Here is a 20,548-nt window from a genome sequence, read left to right as displayed (position 1 = left end):
CGGACGCCCCTCGGCGCCCGGGGCCGCGTCGCGTCCGGGCTCAGCGCTCCAGCCGCGTGGCGGCCATGTTGATCCGCATGCCGCACGGGAGCCGCCCGTCGGACCCTGCCAGGTCGGCCGCGCGGCCGAGGAACCCGGCGCGGAGATCCGCGGTCTGCTCCTCGTCGAGGACCTCCATGTCGTAGTACGTCGAGGTGAGGGTGGACCAGACCTCCGAGGGCGTGCCGTCCATGCCGATGACCACGGTCTGCCAGGACACCGGCGCGAACCCGAGCGGTCCCAGGAGCTCGTCCAGCCCCGCTCGCCCCCGCGCGTCCTGCGGTCACCGAGCCGGGGCAGGCGCCTCTCGGGCGGAGCCGCCTCGAAGTACGGCATGGCCAGCGTCAGGAAGAGGTCCACTCCCTCGCCGGGGACGGGCCCGCCGCCGACGGCGACGGCCAGTGTCCCGCCCGGGGCGAGCACCCTCGCCGCCTCGGCGGTGACCTGGTCGGGGTCGGACATCAGCATGAGCGCCATGTGCGACACCACGGCGTCGAAGGAGTCGTCGGCGAAGGGCAGCTCTTGGGCTCGGCCCTGCGGAAGGTCGGCGCCTGCCAGCGGGGGCCGCCGGGGGGCGAGGGCCGGCTCGCCCTCCGACAGGTCGATGCCGGCGAGGACCTCGGCCCCCCCGCTCGGCGAACAGTTCCAGCAGTGCGCCGTCCGCGCAGCCCAGGTCCAGGACGCGGCGAGCGCCGGGGACGTGCTCGGCCGGCACCGCGTGGCTGGTGCGCCCGTCACGGGTGAGAGCCTTGTGGACCCCCGCCGACTAAAGGCCGGGGCTCCGGTCGTGAAAGGCGCGCAAAAAATCTTCGGCGGCACGGGCCGCGGGCTTCGTTGCCCTTGGTGCCGTGGTCACGCGGGGACCCTGCCCAGGGCGCCGAGCGCCCGGTGCCCCTCTGGAGGGCCCGGGAGGTGACGCCGGTCACGGGTCCGGGCGGGCGCTGATCGAGTCGGTGTCCATCAGCGGCGGGGGCGTCCGGATCCTGCCGGGAACTGCGGCTTTGCCGTGCGGGGCACGGTTGGGGCCGGTTGGTGCCCGGTGTGGCATCCCGCACAAAAGGCCGGATTTTTTTGGAACGGCCGCGGGGGCGCGGTTAGCGTCCTCGGGTTGTCCGGCGGAATCAGCCGCCCCCCGCGGCACCGGAGCAACGATCGCCGAGTCCCCGTCGGGCGTGAGCCTGGGGAGCCGGGGACCCACATGAGTCGTCCCCTGGGGTGAATCGGGCCCGCCCTCACCGGGGCGCCCGTAGGAGACCTTCCTGCTCCGAACCCGTCAGCTAACCCGGTAGGCGAGAAGGAAGGAAAGGATCCCCGCCTGCCCATGGCGTTCACCATACGCACCACCGTCGCCTGCGCCGCCGCGTTCACCGCCGTCACCGCCGGTACGCTCACCGCCTCCGCCTCCGCCTCCGCCCACACCGCGGACGCCGAGCGTTCCGCGTTCGCCAAGTGCGCCGCTGTCAGCGGCGACCTGGCGGCCCACCTTGCCGAGCAGGCGGACGCCCAGCACAAGGCGGCGGTCTCCGCGGCGAAGAAGGCCACGAAGCAGCACGCGGCACACGTCGCGCACGTGATGAAGGAGCGGGCGGCCAAGAAGGCCGAGGCCGCCAAGGCGGCGAAGGGGGTCAAGGAGTCCAAGACCGCCGCCACGGCCCGCGCCGAGGCGAAGGCCACCGCCCGCGACGGTGCGGCGCACGCCTCGCGCTCCCGCGCCCGCACGTCCCTGACCTCCTGGAGGCTGCCGGTCCACGGCGGCATCGGCACCCCGTACCACGCCACCAGCAGCCTGTGGTCGTCCGGTTACCACACGGGCGTGGACTTCCAGGCAGCCATCGGCACGTCGGTGCACGCCGTCGGCGCCGGTACGGTCGTCGAGGCCGGCTGGGGCGGTTCGTACGGCAACAACGTCGTGATCCGTCACGCGGACGGCATGTACACCCAGTACGGCCACCTGTCCTCGATCGGCGTCTCGGTCGGCCAGGCGGTCGCCGCCGGCACGCAGATCGGCCTGTCGGGCGCCACGGGCAACGTGACCGGCCCGCACCTGCACTTCGAGGCCCGGACCACCCCGGCGTACGGCTCCGACGTCGACCCGGTGGCGTACCTGCGCTCCCACGGCGTCCTCTTCTGACCTCCCGGTCCACCTCCCTCCCCCCACCCGAAGGCCCCGGCTCCCCCAAGGCCGGGGCCTTCGGTATGCGCGGAAGTGTGTCCGAAAAGACTCCATGAATTCCGGGCTGCCGCCGGAATCGGCCATGTGCTGGAATAGAGTCGTCACGGAAATGCCGGCACCTGCGGTGCGCGGGAATTCAGCGGCAGCCGTCGGCACGCAGGGGAAGGAAACCGGCGATGTGGGACCGGATGTGAACGGGACGGGCGGCGCGGGCCGCCGCATTTCCGCCCAGGCGGTGTGCGCGGCGATTCGCGACGACATCATCAGTGGGCACTTCGCACCGGGCAGCCGGCTGACCGAGGAGCAGCTCGCCAAGCGCTACGGGGTGTCGCGGGTCCCGGTCCGTGAGGCGCTGCGCACCCTGGAGTCCGAGGGCTTCGTCCTCACCCGCCGGCACGCCGGCGCGTCCGTGGCCGAGCCCACCCACCAGGAGGCCGAAGACCTCCTGGAGATCCGCGGCCTGCTGGAGCCGCTGGGCGCCGCGCGCGCGGCCCAGCGGCGTACGGAGGCACACGTCAAGGTGTTGCACGGCCTGGTGCGCCTCGGTCAGGAGCGTTCGGCGCAGGGGCAGTTGTCCGATCTGCCGGCGCTGGACGGGTGGTTCCACGAGACGCTGGCGCAGGCCTCGGGGAGCCCCACGCTGGTGGCGCTGCTGACGCAGCTGCGGCACAAGATCGCCTGGGTGTACGCGGTGGACTCGCCGGGCCGCGCGGCGGAGTCCTGGGAGGAGCACGGATTCGTCGTGGACGCCGTCGCCCGTGGGGACGCCGAGCGCGCCCGCACGGCGATGGCGGGCCACGTGGAGCGCGCCGCGGCGGTGCACCGGCTGCGCCGCCCGGAGCGTGCGGGCCGCGGTGCGCCCCTTCGGTGAGGAAGCGGAAACATGCCGTACACAAACCGAGCCATCACTTTTAACAGCGATGCCGTATACAACGGGAGAACAGGCCGCACTCCCATTTCGCACGCCCGGTTCCATCGTGAGCCGCGCCGAATTCGGCAGGTGACCGAAAAAAGCCGGGCCGCGAAATCCGGTCGTATTTCGCGGCCCCGGCCCGGCATGTCGGGCGACCGGGTCAGACGGTCTCGGGAAGTTCTTCCATGCCCTCGGACACGAGCTTCGCCAGGCTGTCGAGCGCGGCGTCGGCGCCCTCGGCGTCGGAGGCCAGGAGGATCTCCTCGCCTCCCGCGGCGCCCAGGCTCAGAACGGCCAGCATCGAGGCGGCGTTGACGGCGGCACCGCCGGCCTTGGCGATGGTGACGGGCACGCCGACGGCGGTCGCGGCGCGGACGAAGATCGCTGCGGGACGTGCGTGGAGGCCCTCGGCCCAGCCGACGGTGACGTGGCGCTCAGCCATGGTGTTGTCCTTCGGGTCGTTCCAGGGTGGTCTAGACCAGTCTGCCACGCCGGGCGCACCGATCCGGCCCTTCCGTCCCTGACATCGTCGCACCGATCCCGCGCCCCCTGATGCCCGTACGCTGGGCCCATGACGACCCCGCCGTCCACGGAAGAGCGTGAGTACCCGGTCCACTGGGAGGCGGACGTCGTCCTGCGTGACGGTGGGATCGCCCATGTCCGGCCGATTCGGCCCGACGACGCGGGCCGGCTGGTCAGCTTCTACGAACAGGTCTCGGACGAGTCCAAGTACTACCGCTTCTTCGCGCCCTACCCGCGGCTCTCCGACCGGGACGTGCACCGCTTCACCCACCACGACTACCGCGACCGGGTGGGGCTGGCGGCCCTCGTCGGCGACGAGTTCATCGCGACCGTCCGCTACGACCGCACGGAGACCGACGAGGCCGAGGTCGCCTTCCTCGTCCAGGACGCGCACCAGGGCCGCGGTGTCGCCTCGGCGCTGATGGAGCACATCGCGGCCGTGGCCCGTGAGCGCGACATCCGGCGCTTCATCGCCGAGGTGCTGCCCGCCAACCGTAAGATGATCAAGGTTTTCACGGACGCCGGGTACACCCAGCAGCGCAGCTTCACCGACGGCGTCGTCCGGCTCGAGTTCGACCTGGAACCCACCGAGCAGTCGGTCGCCGTCATGCGCGCCCGTGAGCAGCGCGCCGAGGCCCGGTCCGTACGGCGGCTGCTCAGCCCGTCGTCGATCGCCGTCATCGGCACCGGACGGCGGCCCGGCGGCGTCGGCCGCAGCGTGCTGCGGCACATCACCGAGGGCGGTTTCACCGGCGAGGTGCACGCGGTGAACCGTTCCTTCGACGCCGGGCAGCCGGTTCTGGAACCCGAGGGCGTCCCCGCCCACCGCTCCGTCACGGAGATCCCCGGGCAGGTCGACCTCGCCGTGATCGCCGTCCCCGCGGAGAACGTCGCCGAGGTCGTCGCCGACTGCGGCCGGCACGGCGTCCTCGGCCTGCTCGTCCTCTCGTCCGGCTACGCCGAGTCCGGCCCCGAGGGCAGCCGGCGGCAGCGTGCCCTGGTCCGCCAGGCCCGCTCGTACGGCATGCGCGTCATCGGGCCCAATGCCTTCGGCGTCCTCAACTCCGCCGACGACATCCGGCTCAACGCCTCGCTGGCCCCCGAGATACCGCGGGCCGGGCGGCTCGGGCTGTTCACCCAGTCCGGGGCCATCGGCATCGCCATGCTGTCCGGGCTGCACCGGCGCGGCGCCGGGCTGTCGTCCTTCGTCTCCGCGGGAAACCGCGCGGACGTCTCCGGCAACGACATCCTCCAGTACTGGCACGACGACCCGGCCACCGACGTCGCGCTGCTCTACCTGGAAACCCTCGGCAACCCGCGGAAGTTCTACCGCCTCGCCCGCCGCACCGCCGCCGTCAAGCCGGTCCTGGTGGTCAAGGGCGCGCGCCACAGTGCGGCCAGGCCGCCCGGCCACACCGTGCCCGTCACCCGCATCCCCGACAGCACCGTCTCCGCGCTGCTGCGCCAGGCCGGCGTCATCCGCACCGACACCGTCACCGAGCTCCTGGACACCGGACTGCTGCTGTCCTGCCAGCCGCTGCCGGCCGGACCCCGCGTCGCGGTCCTCGGCAACTCCGAGTCGCTCGGCCTGCTCACCTACGACGCGTGCCTCACCGCGGGACTGGAACCCGGCCGCCCCGCCGACCTCACGACCTCCGCGACCCCCGGGGACTTCGCCGCCGCGCTCACCGCCGCGCTGCGCGACCCCGCCCATGACGCCGTCGTCGTCACGGCCATTCCGCGCGTCGGCGACGAACTGCGGGGCCACCCCGAGACCGGTGACGACCCCGAGCTCGCTGCCGCCCTGGAGCGCGCCGTCGCCGAGGCCGGCGGCGCCAAACCCGTGGCGATCGTGCACACCGCGCTGGAGGCCATGGGCACCCGCCTGGCCGCCCCCGGGATCCCCGCCTACGCCGCCGCCGAGCGCGCCGTGAAGGCCCTCGCCCAGGCGGCCGCCTACGCCCAGTGGCGCCGGGACGCCGGGACCCCCGGCAGGGTGCCCGAGTTCGACGACGTGGACGAGGCCCGGGCCCGCCTGGACGTGGCGCGGCTGCTCAAGGACACCGGAGAGCGGGCCGCGGACGGCGCCCCCGGCGTCACCCTGGACGAGGCCTCCGCGGCCGCGCTCCTGGCCCGCTACGGCATCGCCGTGCGCGCCGCCCTGCCCGCGCCCGACGTCGCCGCCGCGGTGGAGGCCGCCCGCCGCCTCGGCTACCCCGTGGCCCTGAAGACCACCGCCCCGCACCTGCGCCACCGCGCCGACCTCGGCGCCGTCCGTCTCGACCTCGCCGACCCCGACGACCTTCGCCGGGCCTACGAGGAGCTGACCGCGCGCCTCGGCAAGCCCGGGGAGCTGCACCTGGTCGTACAGGCCATGGCGCCGCGCGGGGTGGACACCGTCGTCCGCGCCACCGTCGACCCGGGGGCCGGCGCCGTGCTGTCCTTCGGTCTCGCCGGTGCCGCCTCGGAACTGCTCGGCGACACCGCGCACCGCCTCGTCCCCGCGACCGACCGGGACGCCGCCCAGCTGGTGCGCTCCATCAAGGCCGCCCCGCTGCTCTTCGGCTGGCACGGCGCCGAGCCGGTGGACACCGCCGCCCTGGAGGAGCTGCTGCTGCGGGTCTCGCTCCTGGTCGACGACCTGCCCGAGGTCGTCTCCGTCGACCTCGAACCGGTCGTCGTGGCCGCCGAGGGGCTCACGGTCCTCGGCGCGTCCGTACGCCTCGCGCGCCCCCCCGCTCGAACGGACCTCGGACCACGCGCACTGTCGTCCTTCTGAACACATGCGCCGCACTAGGATGGTGCCCATGGCGAAGACCGGTACGACCACTCAGGGGCTGCGCGCGGCGATCGAGCGCAGCGGCTACTACCCGACCCTCGTGGCCGAGGCCGTGGAGGCCTCCGTCGGCGGGGAGCCGGTCCACTCGTACCTGGTCCACCAGGAGACCACCTTCGACGCCAACGAGGTCCGCCGGCACGTCACCGTGCTCGTGCTGACCAGTACGCGCTTCATCGTCAGCCACACCGACGAGCAGGGCGCGGACGACACGTCCCCGACGCCGTACGCCACCACCTCCACCGAATCGGTGAAGCTGGAGCGGATCTCCTCGGTCGTGCTCAGCCGGGTGGTCGCCAATCCCGAGTCCTACACCGTGGGCACCCTGCCCCGCGAGGTCGTGCTGACCATCGGATGGGGCGCGGTCAGCCGCATCGACCTGGAGCCCGCCGCCTGCGGCGACCCCAACTGCGAGGCCGACCACGGCTACACCGGGTCCTCCACCGCCGACGACCTGAGCCTGCGGGTCAGCGAGGCGGGCGACGGCCCCGAGACCGTCCGGCAGACCCTCGCCTTCGCGCAGGCCCTCTCCGAGGCGACAGCGAGCACGGCCGCCTGATGGCCCAGCCCGTCCCCCCGTACGAGTCCGCGCCGCTGGACCCCGCCGACGCGCCGGCCCCGCGCTACGGCACCGCCTCGCTCAGCGACGTGCTGCCCGCGGTGGCCGCGGGCCTCGGTGTGACCACCGCCCCGCCGACCGCACTGCCGCTCGCGCCGGCCGACCGGGTCTGCGTCTTCCTCGTGGACGGCATGGGCTGGGAGCTGATCCGGCGCCACCCGGACGAGGCCCCCTTCCTCACCTCGCTGCTGGGCACCTCGACCGGCGGCACCGGCCAGCCGCTCACCGCCGGCTTCCCCTCGACCACGGCGACCTCGCTCGCCTCGGTCGGCACGGGTCTGCCGCCCGGCGCGCACGGGCTGGCCGGGTACACCGTCCTCAACCCGGACACCGGCGGGCTGATGAACCAGCTGCGCTGGCAGCCCTGGACGTCCCCGCAGGCATGGCAGCCGCACCCCACCGTCTTCCAGCTCGTCCAGGACGCCGGCATCGAGACCTGCCAGGTCACCTCGCCCACCTTCCAGCAGACCCCGCTGACGAAGATCGCTTTGAGCGGCGGCACTTTCCACGGGCGGCTCACCGGCGACGAGCGCATGGACCTCACCGCCGAGCGGCTGGCCGCGAGCGACCGGGCGCTGGTCTACACGTACTACAGCGAGCTGGACTCGATGGGCCACCGGCACGGCGTCGACTCCGACGCCTGGCGCGGCCAGCTCATGACCGCCGACCGCCTGGCCCAGCGGCTGGCGGAGCAGCTGCCGCCGCGCAGCGCGCTCTACATCACCGCGGACCACGGCATGATCGACATCCCCTTCGACCCGGAGTCGCGGATCGACTTCGACGAGGACTGGGAGCTGGGCGCCGGCGTCGCCGTGCTCGGCGGGGAGGCCCGGGCCCGGCACGTCTACGCCGTCCCCGGCGCGGCCGCCGACGTGTACGCGGTGTGGAGCGAGGTCCTCGGCGAGCAGATGTGGGTCGCCACCCGCGACGAGGCCGTCGCGGCGGGCTGGTTCGGCCCGCATGTGGAGGACCGGGTGCGCGGTCGCATCGGCGACGTCGTCGCCGTCGCCAGGGACGATGTCGCCGTCGTCGCCACCCGCCGCGAGCCGGGGGAGTCCTCGATGGTGGGTCTGCACGGTTCGATGGTCCCCGTCGAGCAGTTGGTGCCCCTGCTCGAAGTACGCTCCTGAGTCCCGCACTTCCCGCCCGCCCCGAAAGGCCGTCGCCCCCTCATGCCTGAGCTCGTGTTCTTCTCCGGAACGATGGACTGCGGAAAGAGCACACTGGCACTTCAGATCGGGCACAACCGTTCGGCCCGGGGGCTTCAGGGTGTGATCTTCACCCGGGACGACCGGGCGGGGGAGGGGAAGCTGTCGTCGCGGCTGGGTCTGGTCACGGAGGCGGTGGAGGCCGCCGAGGGGATGGACCTGTACGGGTACGTCGTGGATCTCCTGTCGAGGGGCGGCCGGGTGGACTACGTGATCGTGGACGAGGCGCAGTTCCTGGCGCCGGACCAGATCGACCAGCTGGCCCGGGTGGTGGACGACCTGGGCAAGGACGTCTTCGCGTTCGGTATCACCACCGACTTCCGCACCAGGCTGTTCCCGGGGTCCCAGCGCCTCGTCGAGCTGGCGGACCGGCTGGAGCAGTTGCAGGTGGAGGCGCTGTGCTGGTGCGGGGCGCGGGCCACGCACAACGCCCGGACCGTGGGCGGTGAGATGGTCGTCGCGGGCGCACAGGTGGTGGTGGGCGATGTGCACGGCCCGGGGGGCGAGGTCGGCTACGAGGTCCTGTGCCGCCGCCACCACCGCCGCCGTGTGACGGCCGCGTCGGCCCGCGCCTCCGCTCTCTCGCCGGACGTCCTGCCGGTCGCCGCCGACTGACGGGCCGTCGCCTGCTCTCGTGTTCATCGTCCGCCGTGCGCACAGAAGTTGACAACGATTCAGGCGGGGTTCAATCACGCCGGGATCCGAACACACCCGTGCGGACTAGGTTCTTGACCGCGACCCAGTTCACCACCGTCGGCCGAGAGAGAGGTCCGCATGGCAGAGATCCAGATTCCGGGTGACGAGTTGGAGGATCTGAGCGGGCTGCTGGGCCGGGTGATGGAGCTTATCGACACCAAGCCCACCGGCTTCGACGAGACGGCCGTGGGCGCTCCGCTGGCGCATTCCGGCGGCCACTTCGAGAGCGCGTGGAGCGACGGCCGGACCCAGCTCAAGCGCCAGGGGAACCAGTTGAAGGACGCCTGCGACCAGATCGTCAAGGCGTTCACCGACTACGACAACCAGAGCGCGGACTCGCTGACCGCGAAGTAGCCGGACCCCACCGACGGTTCACACGGGAACGACAGAGGAGCGCGCGGCGATGGCCCTTGACGGAACCCTGGCTTTCGGCCTTCGGATACCGGACGGCTGGGTGGAGTACGACCTCTCCGGCGAGTCACTGGCCGGAATCCGGGCCGCGCTGATGAAGGAGACGCCGAACAAGGCGGAGCGTGACCGGATCAACGAGACGTTCCGCAATGTGCGGCGGATCGCGCAGGGCGCGCGGCGGCGCGGGGCGGTGTACGCGGCGGGCACGTTCACGATGTACGAGGACGGCCTGCTGATGGCCAACGTGATGATCTTCAAGGTCACGCCGCCACCGGGGCGGAGCTTCTCGCTGCACGACCTGAGCAAGGAGTTCTCGGCGGCGGGCGGCCGTCAGGGCGAGGGCACGGCCCGGACGTTCGGCACCGTGGAGCTGCCCGGGATCGGGCCGGTGGGGCGGGTGAAGGGAATCGAGGAAGCCGAGGTCGCGAACGGGATCAGGACCAGGCTGCTGATCATGCACACGGTGGTGCCGTTCCCCGACGAGACCGGGCAGGTGCTGGTGATCACCTGCTCCAGCCCGAACCTGCCGCTGGCGGAGCCGCTGTACGACGTGTTCGACGCGATCACCTCGACCTTCAGTTTCGGCGTGATCACGCCGTCCTGAGCGCCCGTACCGCGACGGGCCGGGTCCTCCCCGCGGGGAGGACCCGGCCCGTCGCGGCGCTCAGCGCGCGCTGCCCGGTTCGGGCACGCGGACGGTGACGTACCTCCCGTCCCCGAGGTGCAGGTACGCCTTGCCGGGTTCGGGGTCGGCCCCCAGCAGGCCGTGCGGGAGGCGGGCGCCGACGGGCTCGCCGTCACTGAGGTTGCGCGGGGCGAGGATGGCACCGCAGCGGTTGCGGCGAAGCGCGACCTGCCAGCCGCTCATGCTGCTGAGGAACGCCTCGTTGTTGCCGGCCGCGATCAGGCCCCAGCCGTCGCCGGCGGCGCCGCGGGCGAAGGTGGTGAGGTCGGAGTCGATCTCGGAGTGGGCGAGCATGTCGGCGTCGTCCAGCAGGATGGCGCCGGTCGGGCTGTCGACGCCGTGCAGGGCCTTGCGGAAGTCGGCGAGGGCCACGTCCGGATCGGTGAGGACGTCGACGACACCCGGCCGGCCGGCCAGGGAGCGGAGCGGGGACGGCCGGGGGGCGACGACGACCAGCTTGTTGCCGCGGGCGAGCAGCGACCGGGCCATGGTGAGCAGGACCGTGCTGCGCCCGGAGCGGGGCGGGCCGGCGATGACGAAGGTCGGGACGGCGGCCAGGTCCGGCCCCACGGCGGACAGTTCGTCGCCGCCGACACCGACCATCGCCCACAGCGGGGAGGCGTCCGCGGGGACGCGGGCCAGGGCGTCCTCGAAGGAGAACCGGTCGGGGAGCACGTCCACCCGGAACGGGCGGAGCTGGGCCGGAACGGCGCGGTCCCGTTCGGCGGTCAGCTTGGCGATCCGGTTCAGGGCGGCGGCCTGGGCGGCGCCACTGGGATCGGGATCGATGAGGGCGATCTGGACGCTGCAGGTGTCCTTCAGCCGGATGGCGCGGCCGGCGGGCAGTTCGGCGGGGATCTCCCGATAGGGCACGCCGACGGCGGAGTAGTCGTTGCGGTCGTTGAGCCGCAGCACGAGCTTGTCCTCGGTGGTGGAGACGAACCGGGACGAGGTCAGGATCCGGTCGCCGGTGAGGACGAGGTGGATGCCGACGGCGGCGCCCTCGCGGAGCAGCAGGAGCATCTTCTCCATGACGCTGCCCTGGTCGTAGGCGCCGAAGTCACGTTCGAACGCCTCGAAGCGGTCCACCATGACGAGCAGATGGGGCGGGCGCAGGAGAGGGCTGCGGCGACGGCGCAGTTCGGTGAGGTCGGCGAGGCCGCCGCGGCCGAGCTGGGCCCGGCGGCTGTTCAGTTCGGCGACCAGTCGGTTGAGCAGCCGGACGACGCGCTCGACCTGACCGCGGTCGACGACGGCGCCGCAGTGCGGCAGCCCGGCCATCGCCTGGAGGGCGCCGTTGCCGCAGTCCAGGCCGTAGATGTGGACGTCGGCGGTGCTGTGGTCGCGGGCGACGGCGGCGGCGAGGGTGCGCAGTGCCTGGGAGCGGCCGCTGCGCGGGGCGCCGATGAGATGGAGGTGGCCCATCTCGTCGAAGTCGAGGACGAGGTCGGTGCGGGCCTGTTCCGCGGGCACGTCGACCTGCCCGAACACGACCGGGGTGAGACGGCCTTCGGCGTCGTAGGCCGGACCGCTGCTCTCGGGGAGCGCGTACGCGTCGGGCAGGGGCGGCAGCCAGGGGCGGCGGGGCTCGGGGATGTCGAGCAGTTCGGCGGCGGCGGCGATGCCCTGGACCAGGACGGCCAGGTCGGTGACGGTCTGTACGGCGCGCTGCTCGCCGTCCTTGCGGCGGGCGGGCGGCGGGTCGCCGAGTTCCTCCCAGTGCAGTTCGGTGAGCAGGGGGGCCGGATGGTCGCCCTCGGCGGCGGCGGTGAGGTCGGGGCGACGGCCGCCGATCCTGCCGGTCTGGAACGGCAGCAGGACGGCGTGGCCGAGGCGGGCGTACGCGCGGCCGGGCGTGCGGGGGGAGAGCTGGCCGGCGTCGGGGGCGTCGATGATGTCGCGGCTCTCGGCCGGGTCGGTGGTGCGCAGGGCGATCCGGAGGTTGGTGTTGGCGCGGATGTCGGCGGTGACGGCGCCGGAGGGACGCTGGGTGGCCAGGATCAGGTGGATGCCGAGCGACCGGCCGCGCTGGGCGATGTTGACCAGTCCGGAGACGAAGTCGGGCAGTTCGCGGACCATGGAGGCGAACTCGTCGATGACCAGGACGAGCCGCGGCATCGGGCCGAGTTCGCGGCGGCGGGCGCGCTTGTCCGTGTAGTCGTCGATGTCCTTGGCGCCGGCGTCGGCCAGGATGTGCTCGCGGCGGCGCAGTTCCGCGCCGAGGGAGGTCAGGGCGCGTTCGACGAGGTGGGTGTCGAGGTCGGTGACCATGCCGACGGTGTGCGGGAGGTCCTCGCACTCGGCGAAGGCGCTGCCGCCCTTGTAGTCGACGAGGACGAAGTTGAGTTCGTCCGGCCGGTTGGCGACGGCCAGCGAGGCCACGAGGGACTGCAGCAGCTCGGACTTGCCGGAGCCGGTGGTGCCGGCGATCAGGCCGTGCGGCCCGTCGGCCCTGAGGTCGATGGCGAACGGCCCGTCGACGCCCTCCCCGAGGACGGCCCTGGTGCTGCGCCCGGATACCGCCCACGCGGCGCCGACGGCCTCGGCGGTGGGCGGTTCCAGGCCGAGGACGTCCAGCAGCCGCGCCGATGTGGGCAGCAGACCCTCCTCGGCATCGTCGCCGACGTCCCGTACCGGGGCCAGCGAGCGGGCCACGCCGGTGAACCAGGCAGGCTCGGGTGCGTCCATGAGGACCCCGGTCACCGGTTCCATCCCGGCCTGGCGGATCCACAGACCGCCGACCCCGGCGACGGCGACGGCCTGGCACTCCTCGGGCAGCAGCCGTTCCTCGTCGTCCAGGCAGAGCGCGTACACGCCGACCTCGGGGCCGTCGCGGAGGATCTGGATGACGCCGGGCAGGGCGCGCAGCCGGCGGGCGCCGTCCAGGACCACGAGCACCTCGGGCTCACCGGCGGCGCCGCCGCGCGGGGCGTTCCGGCCCGCGGCCTTGCGCGCGGCGACCAGGGCGCTGAGCTCGGCGACGCGGCGGCCCAGCGATTCGGCGCCGGAACCGACGAGGCTCACGGTGTCCTCGCCCTGCGGGGCGCAGTGCGGCAGCCAGTGGACCCAGGACCAGCGGTCCGCGCCGGACGAGCCGGACAGTACGTAGACGCGCAGGTCGGAGGGGCTGTGCAGGATCGCGGCCTGGGCGACGAGCCAGCGCGCCAGGGACGCCATGATGTCGGCCCCGCCGCCGTCGGCGGGGGCGCCTCCGACCCGGAGCGCCGCGTCGGAGGCGCGTACGTCGGCGGCCAGGCCCACGACACCCGCCTCGCGGAGCGACACCGCGACGGGCACGGCGTGGGTGGTGCGGGTGACCCGGCGGCGGTGCTCGGCCTCGGCGGGGTCCTCCAGCTCGACCCAGGCGGGCCGGTCGGCCACTCCGAGGCGGAGCAGCAGGAAGTCGTCGTCCCGCCAGCGGCGTTCCCACAGCCGGCGCCGGGGGCCCGCGGCGATGAGCAGGGCGGTGGCCGGGTCGGGGCAGGCGGCGCGGCGGGCGGCCTGTTCGGCCAGGACCGCTTCCTCGACCTCCTGGTCGAGTTCGGCCTTGGTCTCCTTGTACGTGGCGAGCTGCTCCGCGTACGTCTCCTTGCCGCGCCGCTTGGCGGTGAGCTGGTTGACCAGCGCCATCACCGGCGAGAGCAGGCCGAACAGGAGCATGCGGGAGTTGCCGGTGACGGCTGTCATGGCACCGGACATGACGAGCGGTGCGAAGATCATCGGCAGCTGGAGTCTGCTGCGGGCCTGCTTGCCGGGCGGCCGCGGCAGCCGGAAGCTGCTCTTCGGGGCCGGGGGGAGCAGCCGGGGCGGCCGGTTGTAGTCGAGCCCGGTCCCGTCGGCCGAGGGGACCACGGCGGCGTCGGGCGCGGTGGACTCGGCCCGTTCCAGCAGGACGGGCCCGCAGGTCAGCACACCGCCGACGGGCCAGTCCCGCCACTCGTCGCCGCCGGTCAGCTCGGTGTCGTCCAGGCGCAGGGTCTCGCCGCGCGCGGCACGTACCGAGACGCTGCCGTTCACGGCGACGACGAGGTGGGCGGCGGTGGCCGGAAGGCCGCCGGAGGGCAGCCGGACGCGGGCCGTCGCGGCGGAGCCGATGTCGAAGTTGCCCGGCGGCAGCCGGAACACCGACCCGGCGCCGGTGCCGCCGATGGCGCGCAACTCCACCGCGCCTTCGGGCTCCTGACCGGCCCGCGGCAGGTCCAGCGGCGTCCCGAGGGCGAGCAGGCCGCCCGAGCGCAGTCCGGCGGCGGCCACGGCCTGCTCCGCGGGAACCTGATCGGCGCCCGCGTACAGGACGGGCGGGTCGTCGTCGGGAGCGGTGCCGCGCAGGGCCTGACTGAGCTCTCCGGCGAGTTCGCCGACCGGGACACCGGGGTCGGTGTCGATCACGATGTCGGCCGTCCGGCCCGACCGGGGATCCGGGTCGACGACGGTGACGGTCAGGCGCATGGGGCTGATCCTCGGTTCCTTCCGAAGTGAGACAAAGCGGCGCGGGCCGGACACGTCTGCGGTCCGGCCCGTCCGCCCGTCGGGGTGTCAGGGCGTGTCTCGAAGGCCCGCCTGTCCCGCGACGCTCCCCCAACTTTGCTGGGAGGTGCCCCCGGGCACGGCCCCACGCTGCGTTGTCGAACCGCCCGAGTAGCCCGGCTGCGCCGACCGCGGGGACGACTCTCCGCCTCGCGATGCACCGCGCCCGGGGGTTCCCCCAGCGGTGGCCGGGGGAACCGTGGGACCCGCCCTGCGGGCAGTGGGGGCACCTCCCAGCGGTAGCTGGGGGAGCTCCCTTCGGGACATGCCCTAGTGGGGGAGGCTGTTGCCGAGCTGGTTGTCGGTCTCGGTGAAGCCCTCGCCGACGCTCTTGACGTACTGGGAGATGCCGGGCAGGCCCTCGATGACGTCGTTGTAGCCCTTGTGGAAGGACTCGAAGAAGGGGCGGAACTTCGTCTCGGCCGCGGGGGTGCGGTAGCCGTCGGCGAGAAGGTTGTCGATATCCGTCTTGATCTTGCGGAGCTGGGCGATCGCCTGGTCGTACTCGTTGGTGACCGTCGCCGACGTGGAGTCGGTGATCTCGGTCTTGACGTCGAACTGGGGCATGAGGGCTGTTCCTCTCCTGTGGTGCGGTCCGGTCGGTCGGTGGGTCGGTCGGGCTGTGGTCACTGGCCCGGGGGCGGTCCGCTCTGCTCGGCCTGGATGTAGGCGAGTTCCTCGGGGGTGAGGGACACCGGGCCCTCCGGCTGCGGGGGATTGAGCAGTTCCCGGTTCTGGTTGTCGTTGGCCGTGTTGATGAACTTCACCGGGATGTCCGTGTACAGGACCTCCGGTCCCTTGGTGTTGAAGATGTGGCTGTTCTCCAACTGCTTGCCGGTGACACCGTTGGCGACCGAGGTGCCCACCCCGAGGGCGGCGTTCTCCAGCGCGGTCGTGGGATCCGCGCCCAGGGCTATCTGGACGCCGGCGACGCCGAAGTTCTGGATGACGCCCTTGAGAGCGCCGCGGGCGGCCTCCCAGGCGATTTCCCGGTAGTCGTCGGGCTTGAGGGTGCTGCCCACGTTGAAGTCGTAGTCGTCCACGGCCGAGTGCTGTTCGGTGAAGCCGCCGGCGCCGTCGATGCCGGCGGCCTTGCTGCCGCCGGCGTCCCGGACGGTGACGGCGCTGCTGTCGCCCGCGGTGAAGGTGTGCGTGGTGCCGTTGCTGTCCACCGACCCGGTGACTCCGCTGTGGCCGACGTGCAGCGTGGTGTTCTCGCCGTTGCCGCTGTACCGGAAGTCGGCTGAGCCGTTCGGGTTCTGGGTGACGGTCACACCGCTGCCGGGGTCGGTGGTGGTGGCGGTGCCATGGTCGACGGTGGTGCCCGGGGCGCCGCCGGGCGGGGTGAACGTGGCGGGGCCGCCCAGGTTGGAGACCGTGGTGCCGTCGCTGAGCGTGGCCGTCTGGTGGGCGGGGACCGACGGCCCCTGCTGGCCCGGCGGCGGGGTGACGGCGGGGTGGTCGGTGACGTGGACGCCGGGGCCGCCGGTGAGGCTGTTGTCCGGCCGTACGGTGACGGAGTCGCCCGCGCCGCCCGGGCCGCCGACCTGGAAGGTCCCGCTGCCGGTGTGGCCGACGTGGAGCCCACCGCTGGTGACGCTGGAGCCGCCGCCCCAGACCGGCACCTGGACGCTGGGGCCGCCCGGGTGGTTCGCGCCGACGGTGAAGGTCGCGGGCGGGCCCTGCGGGGCGAAGGGGCTGTCCTTGCCCGGCAGGACGCCGGACTTCTCCGCCGGGGTGGTCGCGTTGGGGAAGCCGCTGTCGGACTTGGTGACCGTGACGTTGCCGGTGTCCACCGTGGACCGGCCGCCGAAGCCGCCGGTGTGGTGGATGGTGGGGCCGCCCCCCGGCGTGTGCACGGTGATGCCGCCCTGGCCGTCGCCGGTGACGGTGGAGACGGGCGTCTGGCCCGGTCCGTTGCCGATCGGGTTGCCGAGGGTGTCGACGGGCCGGCCCGTGGCGTCGACCGGTCCGTTCGGGTTGGGGCCCAGGTGCGTGACGCCACCAGGGCCGTAACTCGCCGTACCCGCGCCGTGTTCGACGGTCACGTGCCCGTCGCCGTTGTGGCTGACGGTGCTGCCCGGGGCGGCGTACGGGTGGAGGCCGTGGGTGGTGACGGTGGTGCCGCCCGTCCCGTTGGCCAGGGTGTTGTCGCCGCCGACGAGCGGGGGGCTGCCGACGTACGCCGGGCCCTTGCCCGGCGGGGTCTGGACCGTACCGCCGTCGTGTGTCGCCGTGATGGTCGCCCCGCTGGGCGAGTTCTCCACGCTGAGCTGCCCGCCGCCGTCGACGGTGTGGCCGATGCCGGACCTGTCGTCGACCGTCCGCGTGGTGAAGTGGCCGTTGCCGTCCGGGGTGAGCGTGGTGGTGTGGCCGTTGCCGGCCGCCGTGATCGTGCCGTGGGTGTTGCTGACGCTCTGCCCGGAGGTGTTGGTGACGGTGACGGACGGCCCGCCGACCTCGACGCTGCCGTCGGGGCCGGTGACGTGCACGGTGCCGTCGGCGCCGGAGGTCGTGGTCGTGGTCGCGCTGTCGCCCTGCTGGCTGAAGCTGACACCGTTGTTGTCCGGGCCGCTCTGGACGGTGACGCCCTGTGAGCTGATCCCGCTCGCCCCTACCTGGGCCTGGACCGGGTTGCCCTGGGCGTCCGGGTGGGTGATGTCGGCGGTCGGTCGGTGGGCGCCGTCGGTGCCGGGGCGGACGGTGAACGCACCGCCCTGGCCGTCGTTCACGGTGGCGCCGGCGCCGCCCGCGCCGCTGTCGACGGTGGTGCCCTGGCCGACGGGCGCACTGGAGACCGTGCCGTTGCCGGTGGCCGCCAGACCCCCGTTGACGTGCGTCGTGGCGCCGTTCGGGCCGAGTGTCGTCGTGCTGCCGCCGACGGCGACCGTGGCCCCGCCGTTGTGGCCGAGCGTGACCGACACGGCGGGCCGGCCGCCGGGAGCCCCCGCGGTGATGCCGCCGGGACCGCTGTAAGCGGTGAAACCGGGCCCGTTGGCGGTCGTGCCGTTCGGGCCGGTGGTCACGTGGAACCCGCCGGAGTCGAGGGTCGTGCTGCCGCCGGAGACCGACGCCGTCGTGGTGACGACGTGTCCGCCGCCGTCCACGGTGCTCGTTCCCTGCACGCCGACCGTCGCCGTCCCATGACCGTCCACGGAGACCGTGAGGTTGCCGTGGGTCACCGGGTGGCCAGGGGCCGCCTGCGCCGGCGGCGGGGGCTGGGTGGGGACGCCGTCCGGTCCCGGAGGGCCGTTCTGGCCGGGGACGGGGGTGATCGCACCGTCTGCGCCGACGTGGTAGCGGAACCCGCCCTCGGTGAAGTCGGCGGTGCCGTCGGCGTGGACGGTGGTCCCACCGGCGGTGATCGTGCCGTTCCCGCTCCGGGTGATGCCGCCGACGTCGAAGGCGCCGTTTTGGCCGACGGTGAACTGGGTGCCGTCGTCGCCGGTCAGTGTGACGCCGTCCGGCGCGAAGAACGCCGTGCCGCCGCGGGCGCCCGGGCCGCCCTGCACGGTCACGATGCCGTCGCTGTCCGCGCTGAGCGAAGGGCCGCCCTGCGTCGTCACGTTGACCGCGGAGTCGAGTCCGTAGTGCCCGGCGCTGCTGTCGAACTGCACGGTGGTGCCGGGGGAATGGGGGTCGGGGACGACGGTGAACCCGTCGGCGCTCAGGTGCGTGGTCGGTCCGCCGATCGAGCTCACCGTCGCGGTGCCGTCCTGATGCAGGGTGCCGGTCACCCCGTTGTCCCGGACCGGGACCCCGCCGGCCTGGGGCGGGTCGACGTGCTGGTGGCCCGGCAGGTCCACACCGCCGCCGAGGCCGTCCGCGGGAGCCGTGACGTGATGCCCGGCGAGATTGACCTCGACGGTCCCGCCCGCCCCGGCCCCGGTGTCGTGCGTGACCACCGGGGGGTTCCCGGGGGCGCCGTGGAACACCGAGGTGACATGGCCCTGATGCTGGACGGAGACCCCGTCCCCGGACACCGTGGTGGTGCCTCCCGCGTCGTGGACCGTGAGCCCTCCGGTGTGGATGTCGCCGCCCGCCCCGACCGTGAAGGCGGGCGGGTTCGGGCCATGGGTTCCCGCCTCCACGGTGCCGCTGAAGGCGACCGTGCCGTCGGCGCCCTGGGTGACGCCCCCTCCGAACGGGCCGTTCGAGGTCGTGAACCCGTTGTCGGTCAGCGTGGTGGTGAGGTGCGAGCCCTTGGCGACCGGGGTGTCCACGCTGGTCTGGGCGCCGTTGTACGTGACCTTGTCGCCCTGCGGGCTCTGGATCGTGTTCGTGTCGCCGGAGGTCTTGGAGGTGAAGCCGTCCGGCGTGGTGGTCTTCGTCGTGGTCTCCGGCCCCGGCTGCGGGCCGCCGTCCGCTGCCGGGGCGGGTTTGGGCGTGGGCGGCTGGGTCTTGGTCTCGGTCGTCGTACCGTCCGGCGTGGTGACCTTGGTCTTCAGCGCGCCGGTGGTCTGGTCGCCCTCGGTCTTGCCCGTGATGCCGTGGAAGCCCGTCTTCTGCGGCATCTCCCGGCCGTTGACGTGCAGCAGGCTGCCCGGAGTGAAGCTGGACGCGGAGAACGCATCGCCGATGTTGCTCTTGAACTTGCCCTGCGTGGTGAAGGCGTCCTTGAGGTTGTTGGCGAACTTCGTGCCTCCGAGTACGGCGAAGCCGCCGCCGACGGCGGCGCCCACCGCGGCGCCGGCGAGGATCCTCCCGGCGTCGAGCTGCTTGCCCGCGGCGACGTCCGAGATGACGGTCGCGGTCGCGCCGAGCGCGAACTCGGTGCTTCCCTCGGCGACCGCCTTCTGGGTCACCACGAAGGCCGGTCTGACCTTCAGCCCGTCGTAGTTGATGCCCCGGCCCAGCGGGGTGAGGACCTTGCGGGTGAAGGTCGACCCCTGCATCCAGCCCTTGACCGCGCCCGACATCGTGCCCGCCCCGCGGCCCGCCGTGGCCAGCGCCTTGCCCAGCGGCGCGAACTTCGAGAGGACGTTGCCGAGCCTGCCCAACTGCCCCAGCAGCACCCCGCCGGGGACGATGGTCAGCAGGCCGACGATCAACTCGCCTATTTCCAGATGGCCCTGGGAGACCATCCGGATCACCGACAAGCCGAAGGCCAGGGCACCGAGCAGGATGCCCACCACCGGGAAGAAGATCGCGACGAGACCGGCGAAGATGCCGATGATGATCTCGAAGATCGGATGGTCCGCGAGCCAGTCGCCGATCATCTGGAAGATGTTCCGGGCCGGAATGGCCTGATCCGCCGCCTCGTCAAGGGTCCTGGACGCGCCGGCGGACCCGTCCGCGCGCATCTGCTGGGCCTGCTGGGCCAGTGCCGTCGCCGCCGACAGTTGCGACTTGGCGTTGCCGACCTCCGTCACCTGCGTGTCATGGCTCGACGTCTGCTCCGGCGTGGCGTCCTGGGGCAGGTCGGGGACCACCGTGGCGGCGGTCGTCGCGACGGGCCCGCCCTGGTCGATCGCCCGGTCCAGCAGGGTCTGCGCCTCGGCGAGCACGCCGGCGTAGACGGAGTACGCGTCGGCCGCCGAGTGGAAGGACGTCCGCGTCTGGTCCAGGAAGCGCGGCATGTCCTTGATCTTGTCCTGCAGGGCGGTCATCGCCTGGCCCTTGCCGTGCCGGATCGCCGCGTCGGTGCCGAGCAACCGGTAGGCCTGGTCGGCCTGGTCACCCAGGTCCTGGTACGTCCGGGCGAGGGTGCGGATGGCCTCCGGGTCGCCCGGGGTGGGGTCGCTGTCGAAACCGAGCGCTTCCCATCCGCTGGTGTGCCGTCTCGCCATAGCGTTGCTGCCCTTCCCCGATCGTTCACCGCTCGGCCGTGCCGGTAGTAACTCCGGTGTGGCTAGGCTCTGTTCACAACTCAACTTTCCCGCGCCCGGGTGAACCGTTCATGACAGCAGCGTTGCGGGC

General features: G+C 73.1%; 13 protein-coding genes, 1 pseudogene and 1 riboswitch. Of the genes and pseudogenes, 8 read left to right on the top strand and 6 right to left on the bottom strand.

From position 1 onward, the window contains the following. Positions 1 to 40: 40 nt before the first annotated feature. Together RV983_RS10370 and RV983_RS10365 are read right to left on the bottom strand one after the other, a co-directional pair. Positions 41 to 259 (bottom strand): hypothetical protein, encoded by a 219-nt coding sequence (locus RV983_RS10370; protein WP_475985508.1) that lies wholly within the window; start codon positions 257 to 259, stop codon positions 41 to 43. Between the two features lie 230 nt (positions 260 to 489). After that, positions 490 to 777: pseudogene (locus RV983_RS10365) on the bottom strand (class I SAM-dependent methyltransferase); the annotation flags it as partial. 405 nt (positions 778 to 1,182) lie between these two features. Next, positions 1,183 to 1,345: riboswitch (cyclic di-AMP (ydaO/yuaA leader) on the top strand. 15 nt (positions 1,346 to 1,360) lie between these two features. Between RV983_RS10365 and RV983_RS10360 the strand changes: the two are divergent. Beyond that, positions 1,361 to 2,170 (top strand): M23 family metallopeptidase, encoded by an 810-nt coding sequence (locus RV983_RS10360; RefSeq protein WP_475985507.1) that lies wholly within the window; start codon positions 1,361 to 1,363, stop codon positions 2,168 to 2,170. Positions 2,171 to 2,390: 220 nt separating this feature from the next. After that, positions 2,391 to 3,083 carry a GntR family transcriptional regulator gene (locus RV983_RS10355; RefSeq protein WP_475985506.1) on the top strand — a complete coding sequence of 231 codons (693 nt, stop codon included), beginning with the start codon at positions 2,391 to 2,393 and terminating at the stop codon, positions 3,081 to 3,083. Positions 3,084 to 3,285: 202 nt separating this feature from the next. Here RV983_RS10355 and RV983_RS10350 read toward each other — a convergent pair whose 3' ends face one another. Next, the gene (locus RV983_RS10350) at positions 3,286 to 3,567 is read right to left on the bottom strand and encodes an HPr family phosphocarrier protein (RefSeq protein ID WP_475985505.1); all 282 of its coding nucleotides are present in this window, start codon (positions 3,565 to 3,567) and stop codon (positions 3,286 to 3,288) included. Between the two features lie 129 nt (positions 3,568 to 3,696). On the opposite strand from RV983_RS10350, the gene RV983_RS10345 reads away from it, so the two are divergent. From RV983_RS10345 to RV983_RS10320, 6 genes are all read left to right on the top strand, one after another. Next, complete coding sequence (locus RV983_RS10345) at positions 3,697 to 6,426, top strand: bifunctional acetate--CoA ligase family protein/GNAT family N-acetyltransferase (protein WP_475985504.1); 2,730 nt, start codon at positions 3,697 to 3,699, stop codon at positions 6,424 to 6,426. A gap of 28 nt (positions 6,427 to 6,454) precedes the next feature. Further along, positions 6,455 to 7,042 (top strand): DUF5998 family protein, encoded by a 588-nt coding sequence (locus tag RV983_RS10340; protein WP_319659120.1) that lies wholly within the window; start codon positions 6,455 to 6,457, stop codon positions 7,040 to 7,042. Then, entirely contained in the window at positions 7,042 to 8,232 is a 1,191-nt protein-coding gene (locus RV983_RS10335; RefSeq protein ID WP_475985503.1) for an alkaline phosphatase family protein, read from the top strand. The genes RV983_RS10340 and RV983_RS10335 overlap by 1 nt, the downstream gene beginning before the upstream one ends. Before the next feature lie 42 nt (positions 8,233 to 8,274). Beyond that, complete coding sequence (locus tag RV983_RS10330) at positions 8,275 to 8,925, top strand: thymidine kinase (protein ID WP_475985502.1); 651 nt, start codon at positions 8,275 to 8,277, stop codon at positions 8,923 to 8,925. A 159-nt stretch (positions 8,926 to 9,084) separates the two neighbouring features. Then, positions 9,085 to 9,360, top strand: a complete 276-nt coding sequence (locus RV983_RS10325) for a hypothetical protein (protein WP_475985501.1) — start codon at positions 9,085 to 9,087, stop codon at positions 9,358 to 9,360. A 49-nt stretch (positions 9,361 to 9,409) separates the two neighbouring features. Further along, positions 9,410 to 10,021, top strand: a complete 612-nt coding sequence (locus RV983_RS10320; RefSeq protein ID WP_475985500.1) for a hypothetical protein — start codon at positions 9,410 to 9,412, stop codon at positions 10,019 to 10,021. 60 nt (positions 10,022 to 10,081) lie between these two features. Here RV983_RS10320 and RV983_RS10315 read toward each other — a convergent pair whose 3' ends face one another. The 3 genes from RV983_RS10315 to RV983_RS10305 all read right to left on the bottom strand — a co-directional run bounded on the left by RV983_RS10315 (position 10,082) and on the right by RV983_RS10305 (position 20,418). Beyond that, positions 10,082 to 14,551 (bottom strand): FtsK/SpoIIIE domain-containing protein, encoded by a 4,470-nt coding sequence (locus RV983_RS10315; protein ID WP_475985499.1) that lies wholly within the window; start codon positions 14,549 to 14,551, stop codon positions 10,082 to 10,084. A 348-nt stretch (positions 14,552 to 14,899) separates the two neighbouring features. Then, positions 14,900 to 15,196 carry a WXG100 family type VII secretion target gene (locus RV983_RS10310; protein WP_360905839.1) on the bottom strand — a complete coding sequence of 99 codons (297 nt, stop codon included), beginning with the start codon at positions 15,194 to 15,196 and terminating at the stop codon, positions 14,900 to 14,902. Between the two features lie 59 nt (positions 15,197 to 15,255). Beyond that, the gene (locus RV983_RS10305) at positions 15,256 to 20,418 is read right to left on the bottom strand and encodes a hypothetical protein (protein ID WP_475985498.1); all 5,163 of its coding nucleotides are present in this window, start codon (positions 20,416 to 20,418) and stop codon (positions 15,256 to 15,258) included. Positions 20,419 to 20,548: the final 130 nt, after the last annotated feature.

Source organism: Streptomyces sp. RLA123 (assembly GCF_056270165.1).
This window is presented reverse-complemented; position numbering and strand designations above follow the sequence as displayed.

Bases quoted from the DNA above. Each gene is read 5' to 3' on its own strand.
- RV983_RS10340 (WP_319659120.1), top strand. From the start codon at position 6,455: ATGGCGAAGACCGGTACGACCACTCAGGGGCTGCGCGCGGCGATCGAG.
- RV983_RS10325 (WP_475985501.1), top strand. From the start codon at position 9,085: ATGGCAGAGATCCAGATTCCGGGTGACGAGTTGGAGGATCTGAGCGGG.
- RV983_RS10350 (WP_475985505.1), bottom strand. From the start codon at position 3,567: ATGGCTGAGCGCCACGTCACCGTCGGCTGGGCCGAGGGCCTCCACGCA.
- RV983_RS10305 (WP_475985498.1), bottom strand. From the start codon at position 20,418: ATGGCGAGACGGCACACCAGCGGATGGGAAGCGCTCGGTTTCGACAGC.
- RV983_RS10320 (WP_475985500.1), top strand. From the start codon at position 9,410: ATGGCCCTTGACGGAACCCTGGCTTTCGGCCTTCGGATACCGGACGGC.
- RV983_RS10335 (WP_475985503.1), top strand. From the start codon at position 7,042: ATGGCCCAGCCCGTCCCCCCGTACGAGTCCGCGCCGCTGGACCCCGCC.
- RV983_RS10315 (WP_475985499.1), bottom strand. From the start codon at position 14,551: ATGCGCCTGACCGTCACCGTCGTCGACCCGGATCCCCGGTCGGGCCGG.
- RV983_RS10345 (WP_475985504.1), top strand. From the start codon at position 3,697: ATGACGACCCCGCCGTCCACGGAAGAGCGTGAGTACCCGGTCCACTGG.
- RV983_RS10360 (WP_475985507.1), top strand. From the start codon at position 1,361: ATGGCGTTCACCATACGCACCACCGTCGCCTGCGCCGCCGCGTTCACC.
- RV983_RS10310 (WP_360905839.1), bottom strand. From the start codon at position 15,196: ATGCCCCAGTTCGACGTCAAGACCGAGATCACCGACTCCACGTCGGCG.
- RV983_RS10330 (WP_475985502.1), top strand. From the start codon at position 8,275: ATGCCTGAGCTCGTGTTCTTCTCCGGAACGATGGACTGCGGAAAGAGC.